Here is a 15,568-nt window from a genome sequence, read left to right on the forward strand (position 1 = left end):
CAGGAGGCGCTTCCAACATGAAATGGAGAAAAATCAAATATATCCTCTTCCACCGCTCCGTGCTGGCGGGGCTGGCCCTGGTGGCCCAGGTCGCGGTGCTGTTCGTGATGGTCAACGAATTTACCGCCCATTTTGACTACTTCTATTGGTTCTGCATCTTCGTCAGCTTCCTGGCTACGGTGTGGATCGTCAGTGACCGCAGCGAGCCGGGCTATAAGATCGCCTGGCTGGTGGTGATCCTGCCGTTCCCGGTGTTCGGGGGCATCCTCTACCTATTGCTGGGCGGCAACCGGATCTCTGAGCGGACCCGCCGGAAGATGAAGGGCATTGCGGAGCGCAGCAACGAGGTGCTGCGGGGGGATTTCAAGGCGGACAGGCTGACCCATTTGGATGAGGACGCGGTGGGCCAGATCCGCTATCTGGAGCGGTACGCCTCCTGCCCCGCCTACACCAACACCCGGACCGAGTATTTCCCGGTGGGCGACCTGGCTTTCGTGCGGATGCTGGAGGAGCTGGAGAAGGCGGAGCGTTACATCTTCCTGGAGTATTTCATCCTCCAGGAGGGGGAGTGCTGGAACGCCATCCTGGACATCCTGGAGCGGAAGGCCGCCGCCGGGGTGGAGGTGCGGCTGATCTATGACGACTTCGGCTGCATGTTCACCCTGCCCCGCACTTATAATGACCAGATGGCGGCCCGGGGCATCCAGTGCCGGGTGTTCAACCGGCTGGTCCCGGTGCTGACCCTGCGGATGAACAACCGGGACCACCGGAAGCTGTGCATCATCGATGGGAAGGTGGGCTTCACCGGGGGGATGAACCTGGCGGACGAGTATATCAACCGCCGGGTGCGGTTCGGCCACTGGAAGGACAGCGCCATCCTCCTGCGGGGGGAGGCGGTGTGGTCCATGACCGTCATGTTCCTGTCCATGTGGGACTACTGCTCCGGCTGGGAGGAGGACTTCGACCTGTTCCGGCCCGAGTCCATGCCCCGGCTCCCCGGCTCCGGCTGGGTCCAGCCCTACACGGATACGCCCCTGGACCACGAGAAAGTGGGGCAGGCGGTGTACCTGAACATGATCTCCCGGGCCCGGGACTATATCTATATCACCACGCCCTATCTGATCGTGGATGTGGCCACCAACACGGCCCTGTGCAACGCCGCCAAAGCGGGGGTGGATGTGCGCATCATCACCCCCCACATCCCGGACAAGCGCTCCGTGTTCGAGGTGACCAAGGCCCACTATCCGCCTCTGCTGGAGGCGGGGGTGAAGATCTACGAGTACACGCCGGGCTTCATCCACGCCAAAAACTTTGTGGTGGACGGGCGGTATGCCACGGTGGGCACCGTGAACCTGGACTACCGCAGCCTCTTCCTCCACTTTGAGGACGGTGTCTGGCTGTGTGATGCCCCCTGCATCGCGGACATCAAGGCGGACTTTGAGAAGACCCTGGAGCAGTGCGAGGCCATCAGCCTGCGTCGGGCCAGGCACCTGAACATCCTGGTCCAGCTCTATCGCAGCGTCCTGCGCATCTTCGCCCCACTGATGTGAGAAAAGCCTCGGCGCTCCGAATCATCGGGGCGCCGAGGCTTTTGAGGCTTCCGGGATCTTTACCGCTTCCGCGCCTTCTCCTTGCCTGTGACCTCCTCCATATGGATGCCCCAGACGGCGGTGGACGGCAGGCTGCGGCGGACGGCCTCCTCAAAGCCCTCCATATGTCCGGGGGTCATCTTTTCACACAGGGCCCGCAGGGCAGCGGTCTTCTGGCCGGGGTCTGTGACCTCAAAGGCGGTGCCGGTGACCACGGCGCTCTGGAAGAAGGTGGTGTACATGTTGCTCTCCGGGAGGTAGGCGGGCTGGTCGGCGGCCACAAAGGTGACGCACACCCTGGGGTCCCGGCGAAGCAGGTCCAGCTTGCGGCCCTCCAGGGCGCAGTGGAAAAACAGGTCGTCCCCCACCCGCACCAGAGAGAGGGGGATGCAGTAGGGGCCCTCTCCGCCGGTGGAGAGGGCGGCGACGCCGTGCCCGCAGCGGTCGATCACGTCAAAGGCAAAGCTCCGGTCCCGGGCTCTGTCTGATCTTCTCATCAGGATCTCCTCTTTCCTGCATCAAATAGACTGGAGCTACCATAGCACAATTTGGGAGGGACTGCAAGAAAAACCTCCCCTCCGGCAGGAGGGGAGGTTTTGGGGGGTCAGCAGCTGCGGGAGCAGTTGCGGCTGCAGCTGCTGTTGGGCGGGAAGAATTCGTCCACGGGGAACTTGACCTGCCGGAAGACCTCGCAGGGGTCCTCCTGGCTGCAGTCGCTGCCGCAGTCGCACTCCTTCTCCGGCATGCAGTAGTCGTAGACCGGCATGAGCAGCTGGGTGTCCCGCTCCAGGCGGATGATGGAGAACTGGCCCAGGGTGACGTACAGGCGGTGTACGTCGCCGCCCTGGGTGAGGGAGTCCCCGAAGCAGTCCAGGATGGCCTGGGGGATCTCGGTGAGGGAACAGTCGCAGGGGCGGCACTGGCATACGTCTACCAGCTTCATGTTCAGGATGATGGGGTCCACGGCCTCAGCCATTGCCTACAAAAGCACCTGGGGCGGCGGGAGGCTCCTCCGCCGGCCGGGCGGGGTAGATGGACACATCCCCCTTTTCGCTCACCGTGATGCGGTCGATCAGCTGCCGCAGCTCCCCGTTGGTGATGTCCTCCAGGGAGAGGACGCGGCGGACCTGCTCCGTGATCTCCGCCTCCAGATCCCGGGGCGGGTCCCGCGTCAGCCGGTCCAGATCCTCCCGGAGGCGGGCGCCCCGCTCCGCCAGGAGCCGCAGCCGCCGGCGCAGTTCCTCCATGGAGAGCAGATCGCCGGCGTAGAGCTCCAGATAGCGGGCACGCTGGCCCTCCAGCTGGTCCAGACGGCGCCGGAGAGCGGCGGCAGGGTCCTCCGCAGGCCGGGAGGGGCGGGCGTCCAGCCGGAGGCGTACCGCCTCCGCCAGCGCGGCGGGAGAGGAGATCTGGGCGGCCAGCCAGGCCCGGAGCTGGTCCAGCAGCCCCTCCTCCGGGAGGATGGTGCCGTTGCCGCAGCGGCTGCCAGCATACTCGCTGTGGATGGGGCAGTGCCAGTAGACATACTGCCGCCCGGAGGGGTAGACCACCCGGCGGCGGGTGAAGGCGCGGCCGCAGCTCTGGCAGCGGATGAGGGTGGAGAGGGGGTAGCGGCCGCTGTATCGGGTGGGAGGGGCGGAGCCGGACTTCCGCCGACGCTGCTCCATCAGCCGGGCCGCCTCCTGAAAGGTGTCAGGGGAGACGATGGCCCACTCCGGCCTGTCGTGGTGGTAGTGCATGTCCGGAGGGAGACGCTGGATCTGGCCGGAGAGGAAGTCGCTCACGGTGTATTTATGGTTGACATAATGACCGCAGTAGATGGGATTTTCCAGGACGCGGCGCACCCCGCGGCTGTTCCAGCTGGCCCCCAGTTTGGTGGACGCCCCCCGCTCCTCCAGAGCCTGGGCGATCTTCCGGCAGCCCAGGCCCTGGAGGTAGAGGCGGAAGATCTCCCGCACCACCTCCGCCTCCGCCGGGACGATCCGGAGGGTGAAGTTGTCCAGCCGGTCGTAGCCGTAGATGCGGGGGGGCACCCTCCCCTTCCGGGAGGTGATGTCCTTCCCGAACTTCACCCGCTTGGACAGGTTGGCGCTCTCCTCCTGGGCGATGGCCGCCATGATGGTGACGATGAATTCCGATTCCCCCAGCACCTTGAGGGAGTTGTTGACAAAGATGCACTCGATGCCCAGGGCCTTCAGCCTGCGGATGCTCTCCAGGGAGTCCACGGTGTTCCGGGCGAAGCGGGAGATGTCCTTGACCACCACCAGCTCAAACTCCCCCCGCTCCGCGTCCCGGAGCATTTGGAGGAAGCCGTCCCGCTTTTTCAGCCACTTGCCTGAGATCCCCTGGTCGGCATAGACCCGGACCAGGGTGTGGCCCCTGGCCCGGGCGAAGTCCTGGAAAAAGGCCTGCTGGTGCTCCAGGCTGTCCCGCTGTTCCTCGTGGTCGGTGCTGACCCGGCCGTACCCCACCATCCTCATCTCCTGTCCTCCTTACGGGGCGGGGCGAGGAGTCTGGCGGCGATCAGCTGGGACAGCAGCCGCTCCAGCGTCTTTTGGTCCTGTGGAAAAAAGGTATAGTGCAGCATATCGATCACCCCAGTCATGTGTATGGGGGCGGCGGAGGAGATATCCCTGGCGGGGCAAAAAAAGCCCCTCCGGGCCGTCAGGGCGGAGGGATCAGCGGAGGAAGCGGCGGATCAGCTTCTCGTGGAGGGGCAGATAGGGCTGGTAGCGCATGGGCAGGTCCATCCAGGTCTTTTTGTCCACGATGCTCTTGCGGTGGGAGAAGGTCTCGAAGCCCACCCTGCCGTGGTAGGCCCCCATCCCGCTCTCGCCCACCCCGCCGAAGCCCATGGCGCTGGTGGCCAGGTGGATGACCACGTCGTTGACGCAGCCCCCGCCGAAGGAGCAGCGCTCTGTCACGGCGCGAATGTGCCCTTTGTTCCTGGAGAACAGGTAGAGGGCCAGGGGCTTGGGCCGGTCCTTCAGCAGCTCCAGCACCTCCGGGATGTGAGAGAAGGTGAGGACGGGGAGGATGGGGCCGAAGATCTCCTCCCCCATGACCGGGTCCTGCCAGGTGACGGCGTCCATCACCGTGGGAGCGATGCGCAGGGCCTCCTCCTGCCAGGTGCCGCCGCACACCACCTTCTCCGGCTGGATCAGCCCCAGCAGTCGCTGGAAGTGCTTCTGGTTGACGATCTTCCCGTAGCTGGGGCTGTCCAGGGGGGCGGGGCCGAACTGAACAGTGATCTGCCGGACGATCTCCTCCAGCAGGGCGTCCTTGACGCTCTCCTGGCAGAGGAGATAGTCGGGGGCCACGCAGGTCTGGCCGCAGTTGAGGTATTTTCCAAAGACGATGCGCCGGGCGGTCAGCTTCAGATCCGCAGTCTCGTCCACGATGCAGGGGCTCTTTCCTCCCAGCTCCAGGGTGACCGGCGTGAGGTACTGAGCGGCGTGGAGCAGGACCTCCCGGCCCACCGCCTGGCTGCCTGTGAAGAAGATATAGTCGAACTTCTGCTCCAGCAGGCAGGCGTTCTCCTGCCTGCCTCCGGTGACCACCGAGACATGCTCCGGGGGAAAGCACTCCGCCAGGAGCCGGGCGATGACCCGGCTGGTGGCGGGGGAGTATGCGCTGGGCTTGACCACCGCAGTGTTTCCGGCGGCCAGGGCATCGATCAGGGGGGCCAGGGTGAGGAGCAGGGGGTAGTTCCACGGGCTCATGATGAGGACGGTGCCGTAGGGGGAGGGCTTGACATAGCTCCGGGCGGCGAACTGGGCCAGGGGGGTCCTGACCCGGCGGTCAGCGGCGAAGGCGGGGGTGCGGCGGATCATATAGGTCAGCTCACTGAGGACCATGCCCACCTCGCACATATAGCTCTCAAAGGCGCTCTTGCCCAGGTCGGCCCGGAGGGCGTCGTTCAGCTCCTCCTCCCGGGCAGCCACTGCGGACCTCAGGGCGCGGAGGGCCTCAACGCGCGCCCTGGCCGGCAGGGTCGCACCGCTCTGAAAATAGGCCCTCTGCCGGGCGACGAGCTGCCGGATCTCCATCTGATCCATGGGTGAGTCCTCCTTTTATTATCGTGTGATAAAAACGCTCCGGTTCTCCCGCGGCCCAGGGAACGGGAACGGGATACAGGGGATGTCAGGGGTGTATCTGGGAGTATAGAGGAGAGAGCGGAATCTGTCAACCGGCTTTTGACGCCGGTGGCCCGGACACGGCCTCTTGTAGGCAATGGCCTCCACGTGTGCGGTGGGGAGACTGCTGCCCATCAGATCCTGGCAGCTGCACACGCTGGGGGAGTCGGAGCTGAAGGACTTGGCGCCACCCTCGCTGCCGAACAGGATGGCCCGCTTGTCAAATACGGCCAGACCGCATACCTCGATGGGGCGGGCGGCCCCGATGAACGCATCAGCGGTGATCCGGTAAAAATACCGCACATCCACGGTATAGAACCCGCGGTTGAACCCTACGGGCTCCACATCGATGTAGGCGTACAGCAGCTCGGCTGTCCCGGCCTTGACCGACAGGGCCCGGTCAAGGACCTCCTGCGACCCGCAGGTGGGATAGACCCGCAGATCCTCAATGCAGTCTTTGTCTTTGCAGGAATCAAAAATTTTTTTCGTGTGTATGCACACGGCCTCCCGGATGCAGCGATCATCGCTCACGGGACCGGGCGCGACCTTTTCAGGCATATGGATACCTCCTCGTCAGATTGAGTGGAGTGGACGGGCACGGGGGTGCCGGGCCCGCCGGAAGTGAAGGGCTTCCATACCATACTATGACCGACAGGCGGGATGGTGCCAGAGGAGCCGGAAATGCGGGGTTGTCCTTTCGCGCGTTTTGTTCTATAATAAAATAGAAAGACCATGGGCACGTTCCCACCAAAGGTGGAGCGGTGTCCGGGACGCCGCCGGCCCGCCAGGGCCGGGGCAAGAAGAGAGAGGTGTGCTTGGATGGCCCGGATGGGATTTATTCAGGATGAGATGGATCTGAAGCTGCTGGTCCTGTATATTATGGCCCGCATTGCGGCGCCGATCACGTTCCTTCAGCTTCTGGAGCTGGCACTGTGCGACGCCGGGGTGGATTATTTCTCCCTGACGCAGGCGGTGGAGCATCTGGTGGAGACAGAGCACCTGAGCCGGGAGGGGGAGCGCTACGCCATCACGGAGAAGGGGCGGCGCAACAGCGAGATCTGTGAGAGCAGCCTGCCATACTCGGTGCGCCGCCGGTGCGACGACAATCTGGTGCGGGTGAATGAGACCCTGATGCGGGAGCAGCAGGTGCAGGGGGAGGTGCTCCCAAACCCGGACGGGACGTGCACGGTGCGACTGCGGCTGGCGGACGACAGCGGCCCCCTGCTGGAGCTGAGCCTGCTGATGCCCGCGGCGGGACAGGGGGAGCGGGCGGCCGCCCGCTTCAAACAGGCGCCGGAGCAGCTCTACCACCAGCTGGTCCAGCTGCTCAGCGTCCCGGAGGAGCGGGAGAAGACGCCGTGAGGCGCAGCGCCCCGGAACCCGGGAGAAAAATCCCGTAAAACATATTTTAGGGTTTTCTTTTTGTATATACATGTATATAATGGATCTGGATGAAAAGTCGGAGCCCCGGAGACGCGGGCCAGAGAGAAAGATTGGGACAGAGGGCCCAAGTGACGGAGGGATCACACAATGACGAGAAGCAACGCCCGTGAGGTCGCGGTGCATATGATCTATGAACTGGGCTTTGGCAGCCGCAGCGCGGAGGAGCTGCTGGAGCACGAGATGACCCGGGAGCGGTTCGCACAGCTGGGGGAGGAGGAGCCCCTCTACGCCCAGTTTCCCAACGAGAAGCAGCGGCAGTACATCCGGGATCTGGTACAGGGGGTCTATGTCCACGGGCCGGAGCTGGATGACTACATCTCCCGCTATTCCGTGGGCTGGAGCTTTGCCCGCATCCCCCGCATGGCGGCTGCGGTGATGCGCACCGCCATGTATGAGGTGCTGTATATGCCGGCGATCCCCAACTCCGCCGCCATCAACGAGGCGGTGGAGATCGCCAAGAACTATGAGCCGGCCGAGGTGGTCTCCTTTATCAACGGCATCCTGGGCTCCTTTGTCCGGGCAGAGTTTGCCGATTCCGCCCCCAAGCCGGAAAAGAAGGAGGAGGAAGCGGCGGGGCCGGAGGAGCCGGAGGAATGACCATGCCGGTTCTGGGACTGGATACCAGCAACTATACCACCTCCGCAGCCGTCTTTGACGGGGCGGATGGCTGCAACGCCGGCCGCCTGCTGGCGGTGCGGCCCGGAGAGCTGGGACTGCGGCAGAGCGACGCCCTGTTCCAGCATGTGAAGCAGCTCCCGGCGCTGCTGGAGGAGCTGGAGGGCCGCGGACTGCTCCGGGACCTGAAGGCAGTGGGGGCCAGCACCCGGCCCCGGGCTGTGGAGGGCTCCTACATGCCCTGCTTCCTGGCGGGGGAGTCCCAGGGAAGGGCGCTGGCCGCCGCCCTTGGGGTGCCGTTTTTTGCCTGCTCCCACCAGCAGGGGCACCTGGCGGCGGCGGCCTGGTCCGCCGGGCGGACGGACCTGCTGGACGGTCCCTTCCTGGCCTGGCACCTGTCCGGCGGCACCACCGAGCTGCTGCTGGTCCGGCCCCAGGGGACCAATGTGGCGGCGGAGAAGCTGGGCGGGACCAGCGACATCTCCGCTGGCCAGCTCATCGACCGCACCGGCGTCCTGCTGGGGCTCCAGTTCCCAGCTGGCAAAGCGCTGGACGAGCTCTATCCTCAGGCGGATGCCTGTATGGAGTACCGCGTGAAGCTGAAGGACCTCACGTTCTCCCTGTCCGGGATGGAGAATCAGGTGAAGAGACTGCTGGCGGAGGGAGAGGCCCCGGCCAACGTGGCCCGCTTCACCCTGGACACGGTGTGCAGCGTGGTCCTCCGGGCCACCCAGGAGGCCCAGCGCCGCTGCCCCGGCCTGCCGGTGCTGTGCTCCGGCGGTGTGGCCTCCAACCGACAGCTGCGGGCCGCCATGGAGAGGAGCTGCGGCGCCCTGTTCGCCCAGCCCTGCTACTCCACGGACAACGCCATGGGGGTGGCCATCCTGACCCGACGGGCCCTGGAGGGAGGGGAGCTGGCATGAGAGAAGAGACCATCCTCAGTCCCTCCCAGGTAAGCGGCTATATCAAGAGCTGGATGGACCGGGACCGGCTCCTCTCCGGCCTGCTGGTGCGGGGGGAGCTGTCCAACTATAAGATGTATCCCTCCGGGCACCACTATTTTACGCTGAAGGACAGCCAGGGGGCACTGCGGTGCGTCATGTTCCGGGGGGACGCCGCCTCCCTGCGCTTCCGCCCGGAGAACGGGATGCAGGTCATCGCCGCCGGGCGGATCACCGTGTTCCCACGGGACGGGCAGTATCAGCTGTACTGCGTCCGCCTGACCCCGGAGGGAGCGGGGGACCTGCACGTAGCCTTTGAGCAGCTGAAGGAGAAGCTGCTGCGGGAGGGCCTGTTCGACCAGGCCCACAAACGGCCTCTGCCCGCCTATCCCCGGCGCATCGCCCTGATCACCTCTCCGGCAGGGGCGGCGGTGCGGGACATGCTGCGCATCCTGGGGGCCAGATACCCCCTGGCCCAGGTGCGCGTCCTGCCGGTGCGGGTGCAGGGGGAGGGGGCGGCGGAGGAGATCGCCGCCGCCCTGGACTGGGCCAACCTCCATCAAGCCGCCGACCTGATCATCACCGGCCGGGGGGGCGGCTCCATGGAGGACCTGTGGGCCTTTAACGAGGAGTGCGTGGCCCGGGCCATCTACCGCTCCCAGATCCCGGTGATCTCCGCCGTAGGCCATGAGCCCGACGTGACCATCGCTGATTTTGTGGCCGACCTGCGGGCGGCCACCCCCTCCAACGGGGCGGAGCTGGCGGTGCCCGACCAGAATGAGCTGTACGCATGGCTGGACGGGCTGGCCAAGCGGCTGGAGAAGGGGACCGGCAGCCTGCTGGCCCGGCGCAGGAAGGATCTGGAGCGGCTGGGCCGCAGCCGGATGCTCACCGACCCGGGGGCCTATTTCCGGGACCGGAGGCTGCTGCTGGACTACCAGGGACAGCGGCTGGGACACGGGGCCGGGCAGATCCTGTCCCGGGCGCGGGAGCGCCTGGCCCGGGACAGCGCGGCGCTGGACGCCATGAGCCCGCTGAAGGTGCTGGGCCGGGGCTACTCCATCGCCCGAAATGAGAATGGAACATTGATCGCCTCTGTCAAGGATGCGGCCCCGGGAGAGCGGCTGGAGCTGCGCCTGTCGGACGGCAGCCTGGCGTGCCGGGTGGAGGAAAGGAAGTGCCTGTGATGGCGGGAAAAAAGCTGGATTTTGAGCAGTCCATGGCCCGGCTGGAGGAGATCGTGGGCCTGCTGGAGCGGGGGGACGCCCCGCTGGATGAGGCCATGGCGCTCTTTGAAGAGGGGGCGAAGCTGATGCGGGAGTGCACCAAGCGCCTGGATCAGGCGGAGCAGAAGGTGACCCTGCTCACCGCAGGGGAGGACGGACAGCCCCGGGAGGAGCCCTTTGGAGGAGAACTGTGATATGAGCCTGGAATTTGAGCGCCGGCTGGCCGGCGACCAGAAGCGGATCGAGGAGGCCCTGGGGGCCATATTCCGGGAGGACGACCGGTACGCGGACCTCCAGGAGGCCATGGAGTACAGCCTGATGGCGGGGGGAAAGCGGGTCCGGCCCGTGCTGACCCTGGAGTGCTGCCGCCTGTGCGGCGGCGACCCGGAGCGGGCCCTGCCCTTTGCCTGCGGGGTGGAGATGGTGCATACCTACTCCCTGATCCATGACGACCTGCCCTGCATGGACGACGACGACCTGCGCCGGGGGCGCCCCACCAACCACAGGGTGTATGGGGAGGCCACCGCGGTGCTGGCCGGGGACGGCCTGCTCACCGCGGCCTTTCAGATGCTGACTGCCCGGCGGGATCTGCTCTCCCCGGAGCAGATGGCAGAGGGGGTGGACTGCCTCTCCCGGGCGGCCGGTCCCTCCGGCATGGTGGGGGGACAGGTGCTGGATATGGCGGGGGAGGGGCGGAGCCTGTCCCTGAGTGAGCTGGAGCTGCTCCAGAGCCTGAAGACCGGCGCCCTGATCTCCGCCGCGGCGGAGCTGGGGTGTATTGCCGCGGGGGGGAGCCCGGAGCAGCGGCGGGCCGTGGCCCGCTATGCTCAGAAGCTGGGCCGGGCCTTCCAGATCCGGGACGACATGCTGGACGTGACGGGCACCACCGAGGAGTTTGGCAAGCCGGTGGGCTCGGACCGCTCCAGAGAGAAGAGCACCTTCGTCACGGCCCTGGGACTGGAGGGGAGCGGCGCGCTGGTGGAGCAGCTGACGGAGGAGGCAGTGTCCGCACTGAACGGATTCCCGCAGCCGGACTTCCTCATCTGGCTGGCCCGGGAGCTGGCCTCCCGGCGGAAGTGAAAACAGACGGGACAGAAGGGAGCGAAGGCAAATGTTTGAGGGGCGTACCGGTTTTTTAACGGGGAATCTGGTGCTGGATCTGTCCATCCTGGCGTGGTTCCTGGCCCAGCTGATCAAGACAGTGGCCAATCTGGTCGTGAACCGGAACTTGGACCTGAAACGGATGGTAGGCAGCGGCGACATGCCAAGCTCCCACTCCTCCTTCATCTGCGCGGCTACGGCGTCCATCGGGCAGATCTACGGCTGGCAGGCGCCCCTGTTCTCCCTGGCGGCGGTGGTGGCCCTGGTGGTGATGTACGACGCCTGTAATGTGCGCCGGGCCGCTGGGGAGCAGGCCAAGGTGCTCAACTATGTGATGGCCCACTGGAAGGAGATGCCGGAGGAGCTCAAGCCCAAAAAGAAGCTGAATGAGCACCTGGGCCACACGCTCCCCCAGGTGCTGATGGGGGCTCTGCTGGGCACGGCCATTGGCATCACCGGCCCCATGATCTGGTAAACCGGGAGGGGAGGCGCTGCGGCGCCGCCCAGGAAGCTGTGAGGGATTTTTTTGGATAAGAGAGACAAAACAACCTCATATGGCCCCATCCTGGCGGGGATGGGGGACCAGGAGGCCCGGGAGCTGTGCGGCCAGCTCCGGCAGGAGCTGATCCGGGACGTAGCCCGGACCGGAGGGCATCTGTCCTCCAACCTGGGGGTGGTGGAGCTCACCGTGGCCATCCACCGGGTGTTCGACACCAGCCGGGACCGGCTGGTCTTTGACGTGGGCCATCAGAGCTACCCACACAAGATGCTCACAGGCCGGCGGGAGCAGATGTCCACCATCCGGCAGCTCGGCGGGATCGCCGGTTTCCCCAAGCCATCTGAGAGCGTCCATGACGCATTCATCGCCGGACACGCCTCCAACTCGGTGGCGGTGGCGGTGGGGATGGCCCGGGCCAGGGACATGCTGGGGGAGGACTACCGGGTGCTGGCTCTCATCGGAGACGGAGCGCTCACCGGCGGACTGGCCTATGAGGGCCTGTCCACCGCGGGGCAGAGCAGGGGCCAGCTGCTGGTCATCCTCAACGACAACGGCATGTCCATCACCAAGAACGTGGGCGGCGTGGCGGAGCACCTGGCCCGCCAGCGCCTGAAGCCCCAGTATCTCACCTTCAAGAAGTACTACCGGAAGGTGATGAACGCCACCTGGTTCGGGCGGAAGATCTACCGGGTGACCCACCGGCTGAAGAAAGCGGTGAAGGAGAGCCTGCTCCCCAGCAGCCTGTTTGAGAATATGGGCTTCACCTATCTGGGGCCGGTGAACGGCCACGACCTGCGGGAGCTGACGGAGATCCTCCGCTACGCCCGGGACCTGAAGGAGCCGGTCCTGCTCCATGTCAGGACCATAAAGGGAAAAGACTTCACACCTGCTGAGGAGAATCCCGACGCCTACCACGGCGTGTCCCCCTTTGATCCCGAGACAGGGGAGCCCCTGAAGCAGGGGCGGGCCAGCTTCTCCTCCGTGTTTGGTCGGGAGGTGGCCCGGCTGGCCCGGGAGGACCCGCGGGTCTGCGCCGTCACGGCGGCTATGCAGACCGGGACTGGGCTGGATTACTTTGCCCTCCAGTTCCCGGACCGCTTTTTCGATGTGGGCATTGCCGAAGGCTGCGCGGTGTCCATGGCCGCCGGCATGGCCAAGCAGGGGGCGGTCCCGGTGGTGGCGGTCTATTCCACCTTCCTCCAGCGGGCCTATGACATGCTCCTCCACGACGTGGCTCTGGACCGGCTGCATGTGGTGCTGGCAGTGGACCGGGCCGGGCTGGTTGGGGAGGATGGTGAGACCCACCAGGGGGTCTTTGACGTGTCCTATCTCAACAGCGTCCCTGGGATGCGGGTCTATGCCCCCGCCAATTTTGCCGAGCTGAAGGCGATGCTGGAGGAGGCGGTCCTGCGCTGGGACGGGCCGGCGGCGGTGCGCTATCCCCGGGGCGGCGAGGGGGAGTACCGGGAGGACAGCGGCCGGGCCCCGGCGGCCGTCCTGCGACGGGGGTCCCACATCACGCTGGTGTCCTACGGTGTGGAGATCAACGATGTGCTCCAGGCGGCCCGGCTGTTGGAGGAGCGGGGCGTAGAGGCGGAAGTTGTAAAGCTGAACATCATTACACCGCTGGATGCCGCTCCGGTGCTGGACTCTGTGCGCCGGACGGGCGCCCTGCTGGTGGCGGAGGACAGCGTCTCCGCCGGCAGCGTGGGAGAGCGGCTCGCCTGCGCGCTGGAGCAGGCCGGCATCAGCGCCCGGGTGGCGCTGTGCAGCTCCGGCGATACCTTTACCCCCCACGGCAGCGTGGGAGAATTGAAGCGGCTCCTGGAACTGGACGGAGCCGGGCTGGCCCAGCGGGCCATGGAGGTGCTGCGATTTGACAAAACAGCGGCTGGATGTTGAACTGACTGCCCGGGGACTGGCGGAGAGCCGCCAGAAGGCCCAGGCCATGATCATGGCAGGGCAGGTCTATGTGGACGGACGGAAGGTGGACAAGGCGGGCACCCAGGTGGGGCCCGGCTGTGCCATCGAGGTGCGGGGCAGGACCCTGGCCTATGTGAGCCGGGGAGGACTGAAGCTGGAGAAGGCGGTGGAGCGCTGGCCCATCCGTCTGGAGGGGGCGGTGTGTGCCGACATCGGCTCCTCCACCGGCGGCTTCACCGACTGCATGCTCCAGCGGGGCGCGGAGAAGGTGTACGCCGTAGACTCCGGCTACAACCAGCTGGACTGGCGGCTGCGCAGCGACCCCAGAGTGGTGTGCATGGAGCGGACCAACGCCCGCTACCTCACCGGGGAGCAGATCCCGGAGCCCCTGGACTTCTTCTCCGTGGACGTGGCCTTCATCTCTCTCCGGCTGATCCTGCCCCCCATGCGCCCCCTGGTGCGGGAGGGGGCCCAGGCGGTGTGCCTGGTCAAGCCCCAGTTCGAGGCCGGCCGGGAAAAGGTGGGCAAAAAAGGGGTGGTTCGGGACCCGGCGGTCCATCTGGAGGTGCTGGAGCACTTCCTGGACCATGCCCGGGAGGCGGGATTTTCTGTAAAGGATATCACCTTTTCCCCCATCACCGGCCCGGAGGGCAATATTGAATACCTGGGCTGGCTGGGGACCGAGGGGGAGGGCCCGGTCTGGTCCGGAGACCTGAGGGAGCTGGTGGAGGAGTCCCACCGGTCCCTCCAGGGGAAGGAGGGACAGCCGTGAGAGTGCTGCTCAGTTCCAACCCCTATCGGGACAGGGGCCTGCGGGTGGCGCTGGAGGCCCGCAGGATCTTGAACAACGCCGGGGCGGAGACGGCCCTCTGCCTCCCCTTTGCCCCCAGGAAGGGGGACCGGCTGGATCTGCCCCGGCAGGTGAAGCTGGGCAGCATGGAGGAGGAGCTGAAGCGGGCGGATGTGCTGCTCTGCTTCGGCGGAGACGGGACCATCCTCCACGCGGCCCGGGACGCCACCCTCCACGACGTGCCCATCCTGGGGGTGAACATGGGGAGCGTGGGCTTTATGGCGGAGCTGGAGCGGGGCGAGCTGAGCCTGCTCACCCTGCTGGCCGCCGGCGAGTATCGGACCGAGGAGCGGATGATGCTCTCCGTCCGGGTGCTCCGGGGGGAGAAGGTGCTCTCGGAGGACCTGGCCCTGAACGACGCGGTGATCTCCAAGGGCTCCATGGCCCGGGTGGCCGAGATGGAGGTCCGGGCGGACGGGGTGCTGGTCACCAACCTGATGGGGGATGGGGTCATCGTCTCCACCCCCACCGGTTCCACCGCCTACTCCATGTCAGCGGGCGGGCCCATCGTGGAGCCCACCTCACGGGACATCATCGTCACTCCTGTGTGCGCCCACCAGCTGTCCACCCGGTCCATGGTGCTGGCGCCGGAGCGGCTGGTCACCGTCCAGCTCCCCCGGGGGAGCCGGAAGCATCTGTACCTGGCGGTGGACGGGGGCAAGGCTCTGCGCATCACCGGAACGGAGCGGGTGGAGATCTCCTGTGCCCGTCAGTCCACCCGGCTGATCCGGCTGACGGAACGGAACTTTTATCAGATCATCTATCAGAAGCTGGGAGGGTATGAGCTGTGAAGCGAGCGAGACAGGCGGAGATTTTGAATGTGATCCGCATGATGGATGTGGAGACCCAGGAGCAGCTGCTCGCTGAGCTGAAGCTGCGGGGGTTCACCACCACCCAGGCCACCATTTCCCGGGACATCAAACAGCTGCGGCTGGTGAAGGAGCTGGCCCCCTCCGGCAGCTACCGCTATGTGGCAGCGGACCGGCAGGAGGGAAAGAGCTCCGCGGGCCGGCTGCGGAACATCTTCAAGGAGGGGGTGGTCTCGGTGGAGGCGGCCCAGAATCTGGTGGTGGTCAAGACCATGCCCGGGCTGGCCTCGGCGGCCTGCTCCGCCCTGGACGGGATGGAGATCGCCGGGATGGTGGGCAGTCTGGCGGGGGACGACACCGGGATGCTCATCATGCGGGACAGCGCCTCGGCAGAGGCATTTTGCAGCGAAGCCCACAAGCTGCTGGAGTGAGTTTG

At 66.0% G+C, this 15,568-nt stretch carries 17 protein-coding genes; 12 read left to right on the forward strand and 5 right to left on the reverse strand.

The window, feature by feature from the left end; genetic code table 11:
- Nucleotides 1-17: 17 nt before the first annotated feature.
- Complete coding sequence (gene cls, locus L9O85_RS06250; RefSeq protein ID WP_050624602.1) at nt 18-1,550, forward strand: cardiolipin synthase; 1,533 nt, start codon at nt 18-20, stop codon at nt 1,548-1,550.
- 59 nt (nt 1,551-1,609) lie between these two features.
- On the opposite strand, the gene L9O85_RS06255 is transcribed toward cls, so the two are convergent.
- The 5 genes from L9O85_RS06255 to L9O85_RS06275 all read right to left on the reverse strand — a co-directional run bounded on the left by L9O85_RS06255 (nt 1,610) and on the right by L9O85_RS06275 (nt 6,283).
- Nucleotides 1,610-2,086 (reverse strand): pyridoxamine 5'-phosphate oxidase family protein, encoded by a 477-nt coding sequence (locus tag L9O85_RS06255; RefSeq protein WP_276758514.1) that lies wholly within the window; start codon nt 2,084-2,086, stop codon nt 1,610-1,612.
- A 107-nt stretch (nt 2,087-2,193) separates the two neighbouring features.
- Nucleotides 2,194-2,565 carry a hypothetical protein gene (locus tag L9O85_RS06260; protein ID WP_242850338.1) on the reverse strand — a complete coding sequence of 124 codons (372 nt, stop codon included), beginning with the start codon at nt 2,563-2,565 and terminating at the stop codon, nt 2,194-2,196.
- Nucleotides 2,558-4,069, reverse strand: a complete 1,512-nt coding sequence (locus L9O85_RS06265; RefSeq protein WP_301579934.1) for a recombinase family protein — start codon at nt 4,067-4,069, stop codon at nt 2,558-2,560. Before L9O85_RS06265 ends, L9O85_RS06260 begins: the two co-directional genes overlap by 8 nt.
- Before the next feature lie 198 nt (nt 4,070-4,267).
- Nucleotides 4,268-5,638, reverse strand: a complete 1,371-nt coding sequence (locus L9O85_RS06270; protein ID WP_346015910.1) for an aldehyde dehydrogenase — start codon at nt 5,636-5,638, stop codon at nt 4,268-4,270.
- A gap of 27 nt (nt 5,639-5,665) precedes the next feature.
- Complete coding sequence (locus tag L9O85_RS06275; protein WP_301579936.1) at nt 5,666-6,283, reverse strand: hypothetical protein; 618 nt, start codon at nt 6,281-6,283, stop codon at nt 5,666-5,668.
- Nucleotides 6,284-6,553: 270 nt separating this feature from the next.
- Here L9O85_RS06275 and L9O85_RS06280 point away from each other — a divergent pair, with 270 nt between their 5' ends.
- From L9O85_RS06280 to L9O85_RS06330, 11 genes are all read left to right on the forward strand, one after another.
- Nucleotides 6,554-7,087 carry a DUF4364 family protein gene (locus tag L9O85_RS06280; protein WP_256182653.1) on the forward strand — a complete coding sequence of 178 codons (534 nt, stop codon included), beginning with the start codon at nt 6,554-6,556 and terminating at the stop codon, nt 7,085-7,087.
- Nucleotides 7,088-7,255: 168 nt separating this feature from the next.
- Complete coding sequence (gene nusB, locus L9O85_RS06285; protein ID WP_050624607.1) at nt 7,256-7,765, forward strand: transcription antitermination factor NusB; 510 nt, start codon at nt 7,256-7,258, stop codon at nt 7,763-7,765.
- Nucleotides 7,762-8,706 (forward strand): DNA-binding protein, encoded by a 945-nt coding sequence (locus tag L9O85_RS06290; protein ID WP_413464694.1) that lies wholly within the window; start codon nt 7,762-7,764, stop codon nt 8,704-8,706. Before nusB ends, L9O85_RS06290 begins: the two co-directional genes overlap by 4 nt.
- Nucleotides 8,703-9,911, forward strand: coding sequence for an exodeoxyribonuclease VII large subunit (gene xseA, locus L9O85_RS06295; protein WP_050624608.1), 1,209 nt, complete (start codon nt 8,703-8,705; stop codon nt 9,909-9,911). The genes L9O85_RS06290 and xseA overlap by 4 nt, the downstream gene beginning before the upstream one ends.
- Nucleotides 9,911-10,144 carry an exodeoxyribonuclease VII small subunit gene (gene xseB / locus L9O85_RS06300; protein WP_050624609.1) on the forward strand — a complete coding sequence of 78 codons (234 nt, stop codon included), beginning with the start codon at nt 9,911-9,913 and terminating at the stop codon, nt 10,142-10,144. The genes xseA and xseB overlap by 1 nt, the downstream gene beginning before the upstream one ends.
- 1 nt (nt 10,145) lies before the next feature.
- Nucleotides 10,146-11,030 (forward strand): polyprenyl synthetase family protein, encoded by an 885-nt coding sequence (locus L9O85_RS06305; protein WP_050624610.1) that lies wholly within the window; start codon nt 10,146-10,148, stop codon nt 11,028-11,030.
- A gap of 31 nt (nt 11,031-11,061) precedes the next feature.
- Nucleotides 11,062-11,526 (forward strand): divergent PAP2 family protein, encoded by a 465-nt coding sequence (locus tag L9O85_RS06310; RefSeq protein ID WP_050624611.1) that lies wholly within the window; start codon nt 11,062-11,064, stop codon nt 11,524-11,526.
- 51 nt (nt 11,527-11,577) lie between these two features.
- The gene (gene dxs, locus L9O85_RS06315; protein WP_329737564.1) at nt 11,578-13,452 is read left to right on the forward strand and encodes a 1-deoxy-D-xylulose-5-phosphate synthase; all 1,875 of its coding nucleotides are present in this window, start codon (nt 11,578-11,580) and stop codon (nt 13,450-13,452) included.
- A complete protein-coding gene (locus tag L9O85_RS06320; protein ID WP_050624612.1) occupies nt 13,427-14,245 on the forward strand; it encodes a TlyA family RNA methyltransferase in 819 nt (272 codons plus the stop codon). The genes dxs and L9O85_RS06320 overlap by 26 nt, the downstream gene beginning before the upstream one ends.
- Nucleotides 14,242-15,114, forward strand: a complete 873-nt coding sequence (locus L9O85_RS06325) for an NAD(+)/NADH kinase (RefSeq protein WP_050624613.1) — start codon at nt 14,242-14,244, stop codon at nt 15,112-15,114. The genes L9O85_RS06320 and L9O85_RS06325 overlap by 4 nt, the downstream gene beginning before the upstream one ends.
- The gene (locus L9O85_RS06330; RefSeq protein ID WP_050624614.1) at nt 15,111-15,563 is read left to right on the forward strand and encodes an arginine repressor; all 453 of its coding nucleotides are present in this window, start codon (nt 15,111-15,113) and stop codon (nt 15,561-15,563) included. The genes L9O85_RS06325 and L9O85_RS06330 overlap by 4 nt, the downstream gene beginning before the upstream one ends.
- Nucleotides 15,564-15,568 lie beyond the last annotated feature (5 nt).

The sequence above is a fragment of the Lawsonibacter asaccharolyticus genome, from assembly GCF_022453915.1.
In the GTDB taxonomy this organism is placed as follows: domain Bacteria; phylum Bacillota; class Clostridia; order Oscillospirales; family Oscillospiraceae; genus Lawsonibacter; species Lawsonibacter asaccharolyticus.

Excerpts from the sequence above, each read along its gene's own strand:
- cls (WP_050624602.1), top strand. The coding sequence starts at position 18 with ATGAAATGGAGAAAAATCAAATATATCCTCTTCCACCGCTCCGTGCTG.
- L9O85_RS06255 (WP_276758514.1), bottom strand. The coding sequence starts at position 2,086 with ATGAGAAGATCAGACAGAGCCCGGGACCGGAGCTTTGCCTTTGACGTG.
- L9O85_RS06260 (WP_242850338.1), bottom strand. The coding sequence starts at position 2,565 with ATGGCTGAGGCCGTGGACCCCATCATCCTGAACATGAAGCTGGTAGAC.
- L9O85_RS06265 (WP_301579934.1), bottom strand. The coding sequence starts at position 4,069 with ATGAGGATGGTGGGGTACGGCCGGGTCAGCACCGACCACGAGGAACAG.
- L9O85_RS06270 (WP_346015910.1), bottom strand. The coding sequence starts at position 5,638 with ATGGAGATCCGGCAGCTCGTCGCCCGGCAGAGGGCCTATTTTCAGAGC.
- L9O85_RS06275 (WP_301579936.1), bottom strand. The coding sequence starts at position 6,283 with ATGCCTGAAAAGGTCGCGCCCGGTCCCGTGAGCGATGATCGCTGCATC.
- L9O85_RS06280 (WP_256182653.1), top strand. The coding sequence starts at position 6,554 with ATGGGATTTATTCAGGATGAGATGGATCTGAAGCTGCTGGTCCTGTAT.
- nusB (WP_050624607.1), top strand. The coding sequence starts at position 7,256 with ATGACGAGAAGCAACGCCCGTGAGGTCGCGGTGCATATGATCTATGAA.
- L9O85_RS06290 (WP_413464694.1), top strand. The coding sequence starts at position 7,762 with ATGACCATGCCGGTTCTGGGACTGGATACCAGCAACTATACCACCTCC.
- xseA (WP_050624608.1), top strand. The coding sequence starts at position 8,703 with ATGAGAGAAGAGACCATCCTCAGTCCCTCCCAGGTAAGCGGCTATATC.
- xseB (WP_050624609.1), top strand. The coding sequence starts at position 9,911 with ATGGCGGGAAAAAAGCTGGATTTTGAGCAGTCCATGGCCCGGCTGGAG.
- L9O85_RS06305 (WP_050624610.1), top strand. The coding sequence starts at position 10,146 with ATGAGCCTGGAATTTGAGCGCCGGCTGGCCGGCGACCAGAAGCGGATC.
- L9O85_RS06310 (WP_050624611.1), top strand. The coding sequence starts at position 11,062 with ATGTTTGAGGGGCGTACCGGTTTTTTAACGGGGAATCTGGTGCTGGAT.